General features: G+C 37.9%; 13 protein-coding genes. 4 read left to right on the forward strand and 9 right to left on the reverse strand.

Annotated features, from left to right (window positions below; translation table 11 throughout):
* Positions 1 to 54 precede the first annotated feature (54 nt).
* The 8 genes from LCD34_RS02745 to LCD34_RS02780 all read right to left on the reverse strand — a co-directional run bounded on the left by LCD34_RS02745 (position 55) and on the right by LCD34_RS02780 (position 12,610).
* Positions 55 to 297, reverse strand: coding sequence for a DNA-binding protein (locus LCD34_RS02745; RefSeq protein WP_144716584.1), 243 nt, complete (start codon positions 295 to 297; stop codon positions 55 to 57).
* A 47-nt stretch (positions 298 to 344) separates the two neighbouring features.
* On the reverse strand, positions 345 to 1,103 hold the full coding sequence (locus LCD34_RS02750; RefSeq protein ID WP_165378939.1) for an Imm26 family immunity protein: 759 nt from the start codon (positions 1,101 to 1,103) through the stop codon (positions 345 to 347).
* Positions 1,104 to 1,802, reverse strand: coding sequence for a hypothetical protein (locus tag LCD34_RS02755; protein ID WP_224558478.1), 699 nt, complete (start codon positions 1,800 to 1,802; stop codon positions 1,104 to 1,106). It abuts the gene before it with no gap.
* A gap of 156 nt (positions 1,803 to 1,958) precedes the next feature.
* Positions 1,959 to 2,417 (reverse strand): hypothetical protein, encoded by a 459-nt coding sequence (locus LCD34_RS02760; protein ID WP_224558479.1) that lies wholly within the window; start codon positions 2,415 to 2,417, stop codon positions 1,959 to 1,961.
* An 84-nt stretch (positions 2,418 to 2,501) separates the two neighbouring features.
* A complete protein-coding gene (locus LCD34_RS02765) occupies positions 2,502 to 3,350 on the reverse strand; it encodes a hypothetical protein (protein WP_224558480.1) in 849 nt (282 codons plus the stop codon).
* Between the two features lie 12 nt (positions 3,351 to 3,362).
* Positions 3,363 to 10,367 (reverse strand): DNRLRE domain-containing protein, encoded by a 7,005-nt coding sequence (locus LCD34_RS02770; protein ID WP_224558481.1) that lies wholly within the window; start codon positions 10,365 to 10,367, stop codon positions 3,363 to 3,365.
* A 169-nt stretch (positions 10,368 to 10,536) separates the two neighbouring features.
* Positions 10,537 to 11,325, reverse strand: a complete 789-nt coding sequence (gene blaBPU / locus LCD34_RS02775; protein ID WP_035390929.1) for a BPU family class D beta-lactamase — start codon at positions 11,323 to 11,325, stop codon at positions 10,537 to 10,539.
* A gap of 115 nt (positions 11,326 to 11,440) precedes the next feature.
* Entirely contained in the window at positions 11,441 to 12,610 is a 1,170-nt protein-coding gene (locus LCD34_RS02780) for an acyl-CoA dehydrogenase family protein (RefSeq protein WP_224558482.1), read from the reverse strand.
* 144 nt (positions 12,611 to 12,754) lie between these two features.
* Between LCD34_RS02780 and LCD34_RS02785 the strand changes: the two genes are divergently transcribed.
* Genes LCD34_RS02785 through LCD34_RS02800 form a run of 4 tightly spaced genes read left to right on the forward strand, consistent with a single transcriptional unit; the run spans position 12,755 to position 15,797 of the window.
* Complete coding sequence (locus tag LCD34_RS02785; protein ID WP_224558483.1) at positions 12,755 to 13,519, forward strand: amino acid ABC transporter ATP-binding protein; 765 nt, start codon at positions 12,755 to 12,757, stop codon at positions 13,517 to 13,519.
* Positions 13,516 to 14,376, forward strand: coding sequence for an amino acid ABC transporter substrate-binding protein (locus LCD34_RS02790; RefSeq protein ID WP_056705373.1), 861 nt, complete (start codon positions 13,516 to 13,518; stop codon positions 14,374 to 14,376). Before LCD34_RS02785 ends, LCD34_RS02790 begins: the two co-directional genes overlap by 4 nt.
* Positions 14,373 to 15,071: an amino acid ABC transporter permease gene (locus LCD34_RS02795; protein ID WP_041506838.1), complete on the forward strand. Its 699-nt coding sequence runs from the start codon at positions 14,373 to 14,375 to the stop codon at positions 15,069 to 15,071. Before LCD34_RS02790 ends, LCD34_RS02795 begins: the two co-directional genes overlap by 4 nt.
* 12 nt (positions 15,072 to 15,083) lie before the next feature.
* Positions 15,084 to 15,797, forward strand: a complete 714-nt coding sequence (locus tag LCD34_RS02800; protein ID WP_008342619.1) for an amino acid ABC transporter permease — start codon at positions 15,084 to 15,086, stop codon at positions 15,795 to 15,797.
* 39 nt (positions 15,798 to 15,836) lie between these two features.
* Here LCD34_RS02800 and LCD34_RS02805 read toward each other — a convergent pair whose 3' ends face one another.
* On the reverse strand, positions 15,837 to 16,877 hold the full coding sequence (locus tag LCD34_RS02805) for a 2,3-butanediol dehydrogenase (RefSeq protein WP_125589851.1): 1,041 nt from the start codon (positions 16,875 to 16,877) through the stop codon (positions 15,837 to 15,839).
* Between the last annotated feature and the right edge of the window lie 49 nt (positions 16,878 to 16,926).

Genomic DNA, 16,926 nt, shown 5'->3' on the forward strand with positions numbered 1-16,926 from the left:
TTTTATATATAAATGGGCTTAACCATAAGAATTTAGCAAGCTCATATATAGGAACTATTTGTATTCTTCTAACCAGTCATTCAAATCATCTACAGGATGTAAGTAAGAATTAGGTGAATCTTTCAAATCAATTCCACTTAAAAGAATCAGCATATCCCAAACTTGATCATCGTCTATTTCTGGATCGTCTGCAGAAACGTAAATTTCAGCCCAATCAGACACTTGTTCTCTTGTGATCGTCCCCTTTAAGACATTTCGTATTTTATTTAAACGGTCTAGCATTTTTGGTTCAGCCATTTATTACACCATTCCTTTCTCAAAACTCATTTTACGCTGTAAACTGCCTATATTTCATATTTAATAATATCCTCCATTGACATACCTTTAAAATATAATGAAAGAATGCTTATAATAGTGTATTCGCCAAGCATACCAATCGGGTTAAATATCATTTTAGCCGTTTTTGGGTCAGCAACCTCTAAGTCCATAACAGGTGCATTGTGACCTTCTTTCCCCTTGCTTACGTAATAATTTCCATCTCGGTATTCCACGAATTTCAGATTTTGAAGATCCTCTTCTTTTATAAAATCTTGATTTATTTTTGTGATGACTTTCCATGAACCATTTAAAAAGCCTGTCAGACCTGTATTTGCAACAAATAGTTCATTCTCTTTTTTCATCAATTGTTTTAACTCATTTTTTTCTATTCTTTCATCAACAAACAAATCATAGTATTGGATTAAAATATCATCATATTGATTTTTCCCCTCACCCGAAATGATCAAAGCATAGCTCAATTTCCCAACTTCTTTTAATGGGAGTTCAAATATAGCTCCTGGTTCCACTTTACTTAAAGTTTTTACTTTTTTAGTTGTTATTTTAATATCCGTTACTTCTTTGTCGTTTAAATCATCAAAATAGTGACTACCTCCATTGTTTAAAGCCATCATAATTGTCAAAAGCATCTCATCAATCGTTGGCTTCTTCTTCAAATGTTCCTCAGTCATTTCATAGAATTGTTCAATCGCTTCTTCAAAAATATCTAATCCATCATCACCAATTATGATGTTCTTTTTCTTATGTTCTTCTTCCCAAAAGCCCATTTAGAATACCCCTTTATATATTGTGTTCTTTAGGTTATTCTCACACGATAAACGTATACTTGTATAAACTGTTTTATTTGCACGTTTGAAAAGTGCCACTTCATGATCCGTTAACCACTTAAGCTCTCTCATATGATAGGAAATTTCTTCTAAGTAAGTATCGGTTTTAGCAATTAATTTTTTATCTAAGATATTTCTTTTATTGTCTTCAACTACAAGATAAAGAGTAAACTGTTTTAAATCTAATTCGATAAGTGGGTAAGCTTTTCTTTTTTTATCGGGACTTAGTTTTGTTCTCCCTTTAATCTCCGCTTTATATTCCTTCTCCTTCATTTTCTTAAATGTTGCTTTGACTAGCTGACTGTCCCAATTCTTCAGTTCACAAAGATAGAGTATCGCTTTTTCCAAAGTATCTGCTAAGATCTTTTTCTTATTTGTTGCATTTTCAAATTCACTGTAACGGAAGGGTACTTCCAGCTCGTACGTATTTTTTATAAATAAGATGTCTGGTTCATCTTTTGAAGTACTAATTAATTTGTAGTCTTTAAAAGGCCCACATATCAAAACAATAGCCGCACAATCTTTCGTTTTAAATTTCTTTTCTAATTCGTATAAAAACATTTCAGTCATACAAAGGGATTGGCTGGCTAAGTTCCCACGATCTTCATCTGACATTAATTGTATATTTTTGAAATGCACTCCTTATAAGCCTCCTAATAAGATTTTATTCATCATGGCTTTGAATGGTTTGCTCATTCTTTTTCCTTTACTTGCTTTCTTTACTACAAATGCTCTACTTTATCTTGTTCCCATCAAAGCACCTTTTCTCTCCCTTTTAGACCGGTTGAAAAAATCCTAGTTGCGTAGGATTTGAAGAATTTCTGTTGCTTCTTTATACAATTCATCAATTAATGGTATAATCATTCCCCGCAAATCTGATTCATTTTCAAATGCTATTAAATATCCTTTTTTGCTCACGAGATTATTCGATACACAAATCCAAATATCAAGATGGTCTATACAATAGCCTTGATCACCTTCTTCACCATCATGAAACTCTTCGCCATTTAGATAATCTACTGAAAAATATATGGATGAATGATATCCTGCTGTAAAACAATCTGAGACTTGAATTTCTCTCCCTCTATATTTTTTTCCATATACGAATCGTCCAAATTCAGCATTGATCGTTAAACCTAAATCTTTAAATTTTGCGTGTTTTTCTTTCACTAGATTCAGTGCGATATTTGTTATTTCTTTTTCGATATCTGCGATAGATTCTTTGGTCATCGTGTTTAATTTAACTTTCTTCAACTTTTCCTCCAGTATAAAACCCTCCCTAATTCCTAGAGAGGGTTTTAAATTTAATACTAAAAGTAATTCATGACATTCTTGCTGCTACATTAATTTACTTCTATAAAGCTTATTTCCTACCAAAATATAGAGATATTCTCCAACTACTTTGTAAGTAGGATCACACTGTGAGGGATCAATTCCATCTAAAAATAATTTCATAATAAACGTTTCATCGTCAACTATTTTAAAAGCATACTGTTTATTTTCCATATTATTAAATAACAAGATTTGACTCTCAGAAACATATAGTTGGTCACAGTACCTGTATTCTTTTCTATCTAGGTGGTACATTTTCTTTTTTTGACATGACTGATTTTCAGGGTTTAAATCGTAAGAAAAAGCTGAAATAACAATTGTTTGCTCTTCTTCATAGCTAGTGTATAGTTCTGAACCTAGAGTTTGTATTGAAGAGCATTCATACATTATCCCTTTAAATTCTTCCTCAAATAACATTTCTCCTATAATTAAGTTAATACAGTAAATTCCTTTACCCTTAGGATTTAATTCATCAAATATCCCCTCTTCTGACATACCAATCCATAATAATCCGTTTTCATCCAGATGAAATGTATTAACACCTAGTAAAAATGAACATATTTCTACCATATTATTTTGTTTTAAATCTAAAAAATTTATTTTACATATATAATCTTGTTCAAACACAATGACAATGGTATCGTTTATTTCTTGTATTAAATAAATATAGCTATCAGAATCAAGTTCATTTAATGATTTATTCATTATAATAATATGATCCTTGACTACTTGAAGTATTAGTTGATCATCAATAAGAAATACCTTATATATTTTCTCATCTCTTCCAACATTAAAATAAATTAGATCTTCTTTTGGAAAATCAATTACTTTCTCTGTAGTTATTTTACTTATCAATAATCTCAACTCCTAATATGGAAAGCTTGTTCTTAAAGTACCATCTTTTTGGACTACCACTCTAACTCTCTTTGTTTTTTTTCCTTTCCCATTGACACCAACATATTTTTTATAAGTTTTCTCATAAACTGTTGAGCCAGGTTTATTCCCAGCTCTAGCCTTTCCCGTCTTCAAGGTATCCCGTGTAGTTCTTTTTAATGTTTTATTACTTCTAAATTTCCCCTTATTTTTCTTTTTAGATTTTGCAGAGTGACCTGATTTGATATGGTCCCAATCAACACTCTTTACTTTTCGTTTCCCACTGCTTTTCGCAAAATTATAAGCCCTTTTCGCTCCCTTTAATTTTCCACCACCCAAAAATCCTGATACGGTTGCAGCAGCTACACCTTTCCAATCTTTCCCTGATTTATGTGCTTTGTATCCATCATATACCGCAAATCCTGCATTGACAACAAACCATACCCAATGGCCGTCTGGGTCTACATTCATGACTGGGTTGTTGTTTCCATAGGTATATCCGTTTTGATCTAGTGCATCTCCATCGCTTCCTGGGTCTGGGTCAAGTGATAGGAATACGCCATTTTTTGGTTCATAGTAGCGGGCGATTAGATAGTAAAGTCCTGTTTCTTCGTCGAAGCGGTAACCTGCATAGCGATATGGGTTGCCTTTTACTTCTTCATCTTCTTTTACTTTTGTTGGAACGCCCCATGTATCGTATTCGTACTCAGCAACGATTTTTCCTGCACTATTTGTGATGGCTATGACATCACCGTGTGCATTGTAGTGATAGAAATATTTTTTCCCGTTTTGCGTGAATGCAAGGAGTTGTCCACTCTCACCGTATGTGTATGCTTTTGTGACTACGTTATCTTTATCTGTTTCGTATAAAACATTCAGGCTATCGCCGTCATAAAAGTAATTGGTGACTTTTCCATTCACTGTTTTTTGAATTCTGTATCCACGCTCATCATATTTGTAAGTGACAAATGGCTTGTCTTCGCCTTTTTTCGTGATGGCCGTTATGTTATCTTCTGCATCCCATTCATAAAGGAATTGCCCGTCAGACGTTCGGTTGCCATTTTTGTCATAAGTTAAAGTCTCATCATTTACCTTTGTCAGTTGGTTCATGATGTTGAATGATGCGTTGATTGTTTTTTTAGTGCCATTTTTTTCAGTCGTGACGGTTTTTCTGTTTCCAAACCCATCATATGTGTAACCAATGACCGTGCCATCTGGATAAGTTTCTTTGATCAATTGATCTAATTTTCCATATTCATAACGAATCTTCCCGTTGCTTCCTTGATCAACCTTTATTCTGTTTCCATTTTGATCATATTCGTAAGCTTCGTTTAAGATCGTTACCCCTTGGCTTGTTCCAATGTGCAAATCATTAATTAAATTGCGCTCATCATAAGCAAAACTAGCACCACTGCCGTTACCTGTAATAAAGGACTGAACATTTCCATTTTCATCATAATCAAACGAATACGTAGAACTCGAATCCTTCATCTGCGTCATTTGATCAAGCTTATTGTAACTGAATTGGTTCGTCCCTTTTTGATTTCCGTGTGTCCATTCAAAGGATTTCAGTTTATCTGAATCGGCTGGATACGTCCAAGTTTGGCTGCTGCCACGCTCTGCTAACTTTGTGATGCGGTTTTGTTGGTCGAACGTTCTGTTTTTGGTTGTGTTTTGTTCTTTGTTGACAACCGTTGTTTCGTTTCCGTTTTTATCATAGCTAAAGTTATATTTTTCTGTTCCATTGTATGACTTGGATTTCACTCGGTCTGTTCCATCATACGTGAGAGACACTTCATGTCCATTTGCAGAAATGGTTTTGATTAAGTTGCTATTCGCATCATATTCACTTTTCAACACATTCCCTAATGGATCAATGGTTTTTGTCAATTTACCCATCAGATCGTATTCAAACTGATACGTCTGATCTGACTCAGCACGAATGGTTTTCGACCGTTCATTGCCCTCTTTATCATAGGTTCTCACAATGGATGTCCCGTTAGATAAAGTGATTTTCTTTAGCTGATCAGCCTGGTCATATTCAAATGTTGTTTTTTCGCCTTTCGCATCTGTTTCAGAAAGTTTTTTGCCTGTTTCATCGTAGGCAGATTGAGATGAGTAACCAAGCTCGTCCTCTTCTTTAACTGCATAGTTCCCTTTTTCGTCGTAAGTGGTTTTCGTTAAAAGACTTCCTTCTACTAGACGGATATCATCAAACCAAGCCGTTCCAGTCGCGCTTTTTTGGAAAACAATCTGAACGTCGACTTTTTTCAATGGTTTTGTTTTTGGTATGACAACCGCCGCTCGGTTCCACTCCTGTGTACCGGTTGGAAATTTCGCATTAAACGTTCCTGTTGTGCCATCTGTATACGTAACGGACGCTTGAAGTGAGTAATCATTTTCATTTGAGGCTTTAACATTTTCAGCCTTAGACATCCCAGTCAAGGTGACATACACAGATTGATCATTCGCACTTTGTTCAATCGGTACAGATTGTTTATAGATGGCATTTGCTTGAGTTGAAGAAGTTCTTGTCATTCTTAACGAAACGTCATCGTTAAAGCCTTCTTCATTATCTAATGAACCACCTGTTCCGCTCCAGCTTGTTGTTTTATCCGTAAAGGAATTATTTTTGACTGGATTATAACTTGATGAAACTTCGCCTTTTTCTAACTGAATTTCATCGAACCAGGCTTTTCCTTTTCCAGCCTTATCTCGATGATCCACTTCCATATAGATCACAGCTTTACCTGCATGAGATGGCGTCGTAAACGTGACTTGGCGTTTAGTCCAATCGTTTTTGCCTGATAATGTGCTGTAGCCGTTGCTGATCCATTGAATTCGTTTGTTGTTTGTATCTCTTAAATCGATGTTAAAAAATGCTCTTGCTTTCGTTAGCTCTGTCTTGATTTTTCCACTCAGTGTATACGTCGTATTTGGCTCTAGTGTCACTTCTTGAGTAGCAGAAGAATAGCCAAGTTCAGTTCCTTCAGTTGTCGATTGTGAACTGATCTCTAACACTCGACTGCCAGACAAAGCACCACTTTTTCCAGCTGTTTGCGCTAATTTCCCATCATCCTTAGATGCTGTAAGCTTCCAGCCAGTTAGCGTATCTTCAAAACTGCCATTTTTTAATATACTCGCACCTGCAGCAAGTTCTTTACTCGTTTGTACCAAATTCCCATACGAATCATAAATACTTGCTGAAGACATATTTCCACTTTGATCCGTTTCAGATACAGCATCTAATCCATCATAGGCGATATCTGTAATATCTCCTTCTGTATCTTTTACTTTAGTGACATCGTTGTTTTTGTTATACTCGTAGGTTTCTGTCCCGTAAGCATCTTTCGCTTGAATGACGTTGCCATTTTTGTCATACGAATAGCTTTCTGTAGCTTTTCCTTTTTCTACATCATTGGGATCAGTTTCTTCAACGATTTGATTTCCTTCATATTTGGTTTTGGTCGTAATCTTCAAACCTTCCGCATCATCTACAACTTGAATTGGATTGGCTGCTTCGTTATACGTATACTGTATTTTTCGACCATTTGGCTGCGTCAGCATGAGTGTCTTTTTAGACATATCATATGCATACTCAAAGGTTTCTTTTTTTGCATTGATCGCTTTGACTAAACGGTGATTTTCATATTGGTATTCTGTAAAAACAGGCTGATCTTCTGTGCTGTTTTGAGAGAATTGTTTAATCAATTTTCCTTCTTTGTCGTATTCATATGAGATACTCGTTCCATCTGAATCAATGACTTTTACTAGTAAGCCTGCATCATACTCAAATGAAAGTTTTTTCCCTTTTGGTCCTTGAACCGAGGTGATATGACCATCTTCATCATATTCCATCGTTATTTTTCGGCCAGATGCATCTTCCATTGATATGAGCTGATTGTTTTCGTTATATTTGTATGTCGTTGTATTTTTATGTCCATCTACAATCTTGGTGATTTTCCCACCGTTTTTACTAAAGTGCGCAAAGGTTTGATCCTTCGTTTTTAACATGTATTCATCTTTTGATTCCGTTAATTCAAGGAAAATACCGGTTGGTGGTTGATACGTACCATCTGCTTTTTTTGTAAAAACATGAGTTGTGGCATCCTCATCAAGATAGATGGCACCTTCTTTTGTTGGCGTGATACTAGTTTCTACATCTGCGTACCACCCTTGTCCAAACAGGTGGTCAGCTGCATCTAAACTGTTATAAGTTCGACCAATTCCAAGTCCCGGTCCTCTTCCATCAATCGACATTTCTTCTTCACTGACAATCACATTACCAGTTGCACCATTCAGCTGACCGTCTGGTATATCAATAATCGACCAGTAATCCTCTATTCCAAGGAATTCGGCACCTTCATGGAATGTCGGGTTAAAGGCTGGTGTTGGAATGGTTTCTCCATTTGCATCGTAAGCGGAAAGGGTAAAGGAGTAGTTCTTGCGTCCTTTATAATTTCCATTCGCATTTTCATAAACTGGTGATGGGTCTAGCGCTAATTCCCCGCCTTTACCATCTGTATGAAGCACATATTTCCCACTTGTAACTTCAGTAGGAGTCGGCCAAATATTCTTATTTTGTGTTGTCCAATGATCGACATCACCAACATCAAATGATTGATATGCCTTACCATTATAGATGTTAATTTTATATCCTTTTGCATTTTTTACTTTGTCCCAATGTAAATTGATATAACCTGTTTGGCTCTCTTTCGTATTCGTATAAGCATATCCAGATAAAGCTTTTGGTCTAGATAGATCAGGTAAAGTTGGTCCAGATGGCGGTGAAGCAATAGCTTCTCCATCTTTATTGTAGGCAATCACTCTGAAGGAATAATGTTTTTGAGCCGCATCTCCTCCAGCATTTTTATAAGTCGCACCAGGATGAATTGGAAGCTCAGCCCCTTTTCCATCTTGGAGGTGCAATGCAAATTTACCTGCTTTAATTTCAGCAGCTGTTGGCCATACTTTTTTTCCTTTTGTTGACCATGATGTTTGATTACCGAGATCCAATGTCTCATAGCTTTTCCCATTAAACATTTGTATTTTATAACCGGTCGCACCGGAAACTGAAGTCCAAGAAAGATCAAAGTAACCTGTTGCGTTATTATTATTAAATCCTTTTGTACTAGGTGCTTTCGCTCTAGCCACATTCGGCACGACAGGTTTTACTTTTGCTGACATTGCGCCTTCACCTTGGTCAAAAATCGCACTTACAGCTACCCAATAATTTTTGCTTGTCGCATAATTACCACCTGAGTTTTTGTAAACCGGGGAAGGATCAACTGCTAATTCTGTCCCCCCTTTTCCATCTAAATGAAGTTTATATTTCTTAGCTGCAATCTCACTTGCTGTCGGCCAAATATTCTTTCCTTTTGTACTCCATGATGCTACATTTCCAACTGAAATGGCTTCATATTCTTTTCCGTTGTATAGCCACACTTTGTAACCTTTTGCGCCAGACACCTTGTTCCAACTTAAGTTTAAGTAACCTGTCCCATTTCCATTACTAAAACCTTTTACAGTTGGTGCATTTGCTTGTGGAATGGTATATGTGACTTCAATGACTGGTTTTTTGGTTGAGTTTGTTGATGAGATTATTTTTTTCCAATGGTCTTGTCCATTTCCATTAGCATGTAATTTAAAGCCATAGTTAGCTGTTCCGCTATTCCAAGCTTTGATGGTCGATGTCACATCATAACTCGCCCATTGTCCTTTATATACGTTGGCTTTACCGATGTTTTTAGAACTTGGTTTATTGTTCCATGTTAGCTTTGTATGATCATAGTTGGCATTCACTGTATCAAGCCAAAGACCAGTTGCTTTCGTCCCGTAATATGAATGAGCAACATACGTTTTGAGCGTCGCTTTTGTTACATTCATATTTTGAATCGGTTTGAATGAATTAAACTTCATGAACGCGTAGTTTGTACCAGTTGTTTTATCATAATAACCGGTTTTCAGGACATAACTTTTCAGATTAGCATCCCATTTTTGCGTAGATGTTGAATAGTTTGTTGTTGGGTATGCACTCATAATGAATGTGTCTGATGAAACAGATAAAGAAGTCGATGGATCGATAGACACAGGATAAGCTCGTTCAGGATCCTTAAGCCATTTCTCATCAGCTGTTACACGAAGTAAATAGCCATCATCTTCTTTTTGCAATTCAAAGCTCACATCTTCTGATCGAGCCACTTCGCCTGACTTTTCATCTAGATTTGAATCGGTCATAAACGGTTTTGGAACTTGAAAAATGGTCTGTTTTTTCTGATCAAAGAATCTAATAGAACCATCTTCCTCAATTTCTCCAGTTAGATCTGTCTTTATTTTAAATGTAAAAGAATTGTAGCCATCATATCGTTTGAGTACAATATCTTCTTTGATATTTTCATTAAAAGTAAATGATCGTAAATCAATATGTGGAAATACCTCTTCGTATGTAAGTTCGTTGGTGTTTTCTTTAAATTGTGCAGAGGTATCTTTGGAACGAATTTCTGATTTGTTTGTTCCTGAAGCTTTTAAAATTGAAAATTCAATTTGATGCTTCTTGTGTTCGAATGTAGCATAAAGCCCTTGCTTCATTTGTTTTTGAAAGGTTGAATCTAACCTTGCATTTTCCGTTTCTATTTCTTTTTTCGAAGTTGCTTTTAACTCTGGAGAGATGTCCTCCCACTCAGCATCTGGTGACTCTTTTATATGAATGGGGTCAGGATATACTTCTTGCGTAAATACTCCCTCTCCTTCATAGAAAAGTTTGCTATTGGCTGTTCTTTCCGAAAGAACTTCTCCGTCTTTACCAATTTCAGCTTCATCAATCCCTGCTATTTCAAGGGTTTTTGAATCGTCTGTTTCTGGCATGCTGTTATGACTTGATTTTGTATTTTCTACATGTTCTTCTGCAAAAATGTCAGAAGGTAACATTGATATAAGCATCACAAAGGCTAGAAGCGCTGCAATATTTCTTTTCCAATTTACTTTTCTTTTTAGGTTCATATTAATCTCCTTATCATATATTTGTAACATTTGTAACAATACGTCATATATCATAATATATTTAAGATAACGTTTCAATATTTTTCTAAAAATATATCATCCTTTCAAACTAACCCAAGTATCATCTTTTTATCAATATATCCCCAAATTCACTCATAAAAAAAGCACCCTAAACGGATGCTTCTACCAAATGATATTTTTTCAAAATACGATAGGTGATTTCTTTTGCTTCTAGTCCGGTGCCTTCTATATTTGTGGCGAAGATGTAGGTTTTGTTTTCATGTTTGATGAAGCCTGCGTACCAGCCGATTCCTGATCCGGAGCCTGTTTTTCCGTATAGCGTGGTGTGTTTCTCTTCTTCTTGTATCATCATTCGTTTGACGGTTCTCATAACCGATAGGTCAAATGGGAGACTTTCTTCATATAGCTGTTTAAGGAAATGAACTTGTTCTACTGGAGAAATGCGCAACGTACTGCTTAGCCAAAATTGATCGATTCCGCCAGATATGTCTTGATTCCCATAATGAATGGCTTTTATCCAATGGCTCATGCGTTCTTCCCCGATATCACGCGCCATGGCTTGATAATACCAGACGACTGAATCTCTCATGCCAGAGCCCAGTGTATGGTCCTTATTCCAGTTATCAATCTCTCTTTTTACTCCGTCCCAATATTTGATGTCGTATTCATCTTTAACTGCGCCAGTTTGAAGTCCGATTAAGGCATTTGCTATTTTAAACGTTGATTGTGGTGCAAAGCGCTTGTTCGCTCTTCTTTTGTTATACACCCATGGTGATTTTTCTTTTACTTCTTGAATCACAAATGTGCCTTCCCGATCTTTCATGAATTCATCGACAGACCATTTTGGAGATGTTCCTTCACTTGATGCTGGCTCGCTCATACAAAGTGCTGCAAGCATCACGGCAGCAATCAGCCATTTCATCTTCTTTTTTTGCAAACAATCACCCTCTTTGCTCATGATTGCAATTGATTGTAGCATGCTGACTGATCAGAAATAAGAGCCGCTCGTCCTCTTTTTCAATAAAAAAAACCGGTTTTATCCGGCTTTCTGTTTATTGTACGTTCCATTTTTTCTCTTCAATCGCTTGCTTTGCAATTTTTGAAATTGTCATATCGTCCATTGGTGGGTTATGAAGGCCAGCACGAATGTCTCGATAGTAACGTTGAAGCGGGCAGCTAAGGCTTAAGCTTTTTGCACCGACTAAACGCATGGCTTTATCGACCACTTGCAGACTATCATTAACGACTGTATGCTTCACAGCACCGAATTCATTGATTAACAGCTCTCTTTTCTCTGGCTGCTCATACAATGTTGTCGTTGAATAGATGACATGGCGTGCTTGCTTTAGTAGTAAATCAATTTCGCCAATCAGTGTTTGGACATTTGGCAGTTCGCTAATCGTTCCGCTAATACTGTTCGGTGAATGGGTGATGGCATACTGAACAGCATAGTCTCTTGCCGCTTGTGCAATCCCTAAATAGCAGGAAGGAATATGTGCGATCCAAGGGTTTAACGTACCGCCCCGAGGTCCTTTTTGCACTTCAACCAACATGTCATCTGGGACTTCCACTTGATCTAGAATTAAATCATGGCTCTCCGTTCCTCTCATGCCAACAACATCCCACGTTTCTTCTATAGAAACACCTTTTGTATCACGGTGAATTAAGAAGAAGCCCATCGCTTCTTTTTCTTCGATCCATACACCGACAAGAAAATATGTGAGTGCTGGTGACATCGTTGTGAATGATTTCCTGCCACTGATCACCCATTGATCTCCTGATCTCGTTGCAGTTGTTCCAGGTTTGCCTCCTCTTGTTGGACTCCCTGTCTGCGCCTCACTGACGGCCCGGTTCACAAGAGCCCCATTTTTGATTTCTTCAGCAAAAAATTGCAGCTGCTTCTCATTCCATAGTTTCTTTTCATAAATTTCACCAACAACTCCTTGGTGCCAACCGATCGATAAGGCAGTTGCTCCATCCATACTTCCTAGTGTTTCTTGAAAAAGGACCATATCCTTTACAGATTGACCCCCGCCCCCGTACTCAACAGGCAGAGACAACGTTGTATAGCCCAGTTTTACTAATGATTCGATATTCTGTTTAGGAAAATAGGCACCCTCATCATGTTCTTTTGCAGATTGTTCGATCGTTTCACGAAGGGATTCTAGTTGATCTAGCCAATTTTTTTGAAAATCTGTATCGACAAATAATGCTTTAGACAAAACGTATCCAACTCCTCTGTTTCTCGCAATCTATCATATCCGATTTATCCAATAGGTATTATTAAAACACACTTTACTTATAGGATTTAATGTGTTAAATTTTATCAATATTAAGTACATATGTCAAAGGAACGTGATGCTTTTATGATTTCTGCTACTAATCTACATAAATCCTATGGGTCAACTCATGTGTTAAAAGGAATTGATTTCACCGTACAAGAAGGTGAAGTGGTCGCCATTATTGGACCGAGCGGATCAGGAAAAACAACCCTTCTCCGCAGTTTAAACAGCCTTGATATCCCAGACAAAGGAACGCTGACATTTGGAGAGGCCACGATTCAATTTGAACAATATCGAAAAAAAGATCTTCTAAAACTCAGACAGCAATCGTCTATGGTGTTTCAGCATTATCACTTGTTTCAAAATAAACGAGCTCTTGAAAACATCACAGAAGGATTGATTGTGTCTCAAAACATGTCTAAAAAAGAGGCGGAAAAAATCGGAGAGCAATTGTTAACGCGAATTGGGCTGCTTCATAAAAAAGATGCGTTTCCAAGTGAATTATCCGGAGGTCAACAGCAGCGTATCGGAATTGCCCGTGCGCTTGCAATGAATCCTGCGGTGCTTTTGTTTGATGAACCAACGTCCGCACTGGACCCAGAGATGGTCGGAGAAATCCTTGAAATGATGAAAGATATTGCGAGCCAAGGCATGACGATGGTCATTGTGACGCATGAAATTTCGTTTGCAAAGGATGTAGCGGATACAGTGATCTTTATGGCAGATGGGGAAATCGTTGAAAAAGGCTCACCAGAAGACGTCCTGATGAAGCCTCAGCATGAACGGACGAAACAATTTTTATCAAGAATTCATCGCGGGATGTGGCAAGGATTGGAGGAAGACAGATGAAGCGCAAGACTTTATTCACTGCCGCTAGTATCCTTCTGTTTCTCCTCTCTCTCATTGGCTGTAGCAGTGTGAAAACAACAACAGATGATGGCAAACAAATTGTCAAAGTCGCACTAAGCGCAGAAGTCAATCCGCCTTTTTTAGCCACAAATGACCGCAACGAGCCGATTGGCTATAACATCGATTATTTAAATGAAGTCGAGAAACGTTTGCCACACATTCATTTTGATTATATCTTTGGCGAGGAAGAATCCAATTTAATTGGGATTGGCGCTGGGAAATTTGAAATGGCGGCTAATTGGTTTTTTAGTAATCCTGAACGTGAAAAACGCTTTCTTTATCCTAAAGTTCCATACGGCTATTCGATGACAGGTTTAATTGTGAATGAATCAGAGCAAGATATTCAATCTCTAGACGATATGACATCAAAAAAGCTCGCTCCCGTCAGTCCTAGCGGCGGCCTTCGTTCCATATTAAATCAATATAATGAAGAAAATGATCGGAAAATTCCGCTCACGACCATTGAAAGCCCTTCAAACGAACTCAATTTAAAACGAGTCGAAAGTGGACGATCCGATGCGGCTTTTATGAATATTTCGACCTTTGATACGATTCAAAAACATCTTCACCTGAAAGTCAAAGTGGGCGGCATTGTCTCAAAGGAACCTATTTATCTTGTCTTACAGCCTAGTCAAAAGAAACTAGCATCACAATTGGATCGAGTGACACAAGAGATGATCGAAGACGGAACATTACCTGACCTTGCGAAGAAATGGTTTGGCGTTGATTTCTTTCAAGATATTGACTATATATCAGAGCAAGGCTATCAATATGAAGAAAGGAAGGAAGCGCCATGACGTTTACAGCTGGAGATTGGCTAAGAATCTTTTTACAGGTGGTTGATCGCCTGCCACTCACATTTCTTATGATTGTGGTGTCGTTGTTTTTTGCCATCATCATCGGATTGCTGTTTGCTTGCATTCGAATCAAACAAATTCCAGTGCTGAAACAATTGGCGGTCATTTATTTGTCATTTACACGAAGTACGCCGCTCATTGTTCAGTTATTCCTCATTTATTTTGGCCTGCCTCAGCTTTTACTCATGGCCGGAATTCAAATCAATCATTGGGATCGTGTGTTATTTGTGATGATCACATTCTCGTTACATACGGGCGCTTATTTATCTGAAGTCTTTCGCAGTGCATATTCCTCTGTTGGGAAAGATCAGCTTGAAGCAGCTTACATTGTTGGGATGACAGATTCGCAGGCATTAATGAGGATCATTATTCCGCAAGCCTTTCTCATTGCACTTCCGAACCTCGGAAATTACACCATTGATCTCGTGAAAGATACCGCCATTGCATTTACAATCGGACTCATTGATATGATGGGGCAGGTCAAAATCATCCTAGGCAATAACTACGGGATAGGGATGTTTGAAGTGTACGTCATCATTGCAATTGTGTATTGGCTGATTTGCATCAGTATTGAACTGATCACGATGCTACTGGAAAGAAAATTTGTGAAAGGCCGCACCAGCCTGTCACGCTAAGGAGGCGATTTGATGCAAACCATTGATATATCATTTGCGATTGACCAAATACCACATATTCTAAAAGGCGTTCCCTTTACCTTATTGATTGCACTTGTTTCAATGGCTGTGAGCCTTTTGATTGGATCTGTTTTTGCTTTCATTCGCCTCTTTCGTATCCCTGTGCTCCGCCAGCTGGTCACGCTCTATGTCTCATTTTTTAGAGGAACACCTCTCATTGTTCAGTTGTTTGCTTTCTTTTATGGCATTCCATTTGTTCTGACCAAAATGAATAGCACTTTTGGGTTGACCTTTCACCCGGATATGGTCTCCCCGCTTACCGTTGCCCTTATCACCTTCAGCCTGCATTCAGCCGCACATTTAACAGAAGTGGTCCGCAGCGCACTCCTTGCGGTAGATAGAGGGCAGCTTGAAGCGGCGAAAATCGTTGGCATGACCACCAGACAGGCGATGATTCGCATTATTTTACCGCAAGCGTTTGTGGTTGCCCTGCCAAACCTAGGGAATCAGCTCATTCAGCTGTTAAAAGCCACATCCCTTTCGTTTACAATTGGTGTACTGGAAATCATGGGAATCTCTCGCATCATTGCAAATGACGGCTACAAATTTTTAGAAACGTATCTGGTCTCTGCTTTGATCTATTGGATGCTTAGTATTTTCTTTGAACTCGCTTTTGCTTTGTTAGAGAAACGAGTCAGCGTGTACGGAAAATCTCTTGGACGTTAAAAAAGAGAACGGCATCTGCCATTCTCTTTATCGTCCTACTTATTCAGCACTGACTAAAATTTTCACTTGATCTTTTTCATTGATTAATGCATGGAAGCCATCTTCGATCACATCGTCCAGCTTGATTTTCTTCGTGACGAGTGTATCTGCAGAGAAATAGCCTTTTCTCATTAAGTTTAATACAGATGGGAAAACATCTCTGTAGCCGATGATTCCTTTGACTGTACGTTCTTTAATGACAATGTCATTCGGCATAATTTCTGCGCCTTTTTCCCAAATGCTCACAATGACTGTTTCACCTGAAATTCTAGTTGATTGGATTGCTTGCTTCAATACAACAGGTACACCTGTCACTTCAAAAGAAACATCGACTCCACCATTTGTACGGTGTGCGATTTCTTGAACAACATCTTCATACTGAGAAGGATCTACAATGATCGCTCCAAGTTCTTTTGCTTTTTCTTGGCGCTCTTTTGATAATTCCACTGCATAAATGTCAGTAGCACCAGCTGCTTTTAATGCTTCAATGACAAGTAAACCGATTGGCCCACAGCCAAACACAGCTGCTGTATCCCCAGCTTGCACTTTACTAGAACGAACCGCATATAAAGCAACTGCAGAAGGTTCAACAAGTGCACCTTGCTCATATGAAATTTCGTCTGGTAACAAATGAAGTAATTCTTCATCGACAGATACATATTCAGAGAATCCTCCACCGCCACCAGCAAGTCCTAAGAAGCCCATGTTTTCATCTAAGTTGTAAGCACCTTGGTGCCCGTGAGTTGCAAAAATAGGTTCAACAACCACTCGATCGCCTACTTTGTAATTACTCACGCCTTCTCCAACTTCTACAACTTCACCAGAGAACTCGTGTCCCAGTGTAATGGGTGCTTTTTCTTTTGTAAGTGGATGAGGTTCATTCACAGGAATAAAGATCGGTCCGCCTAAATATTCATGTAAATCACTACCGCAAATGCCGCACCATTTTACTTTCAGTTTCACTTTTCCTGGAGCAACTGTTGGTTCATCAATTTCCTCTAGTCGAATGTCCTTTTGATCGTGCCAGCGTAGTGCTTTCATTTGTAAGACTCCTTTTCTCATCAATTTAATTAACTTACTTAAATAATGA

Source organism: Bacillus sp. RAR_M1_44, from assembly GCF_020165935.1.
Taxonomy (GTDB): domain Bacteria; phylum Bacillota; class Bacilli; order Bacillales; family Bacillaceae; genus Bacillus; species Bacillus altitudinis.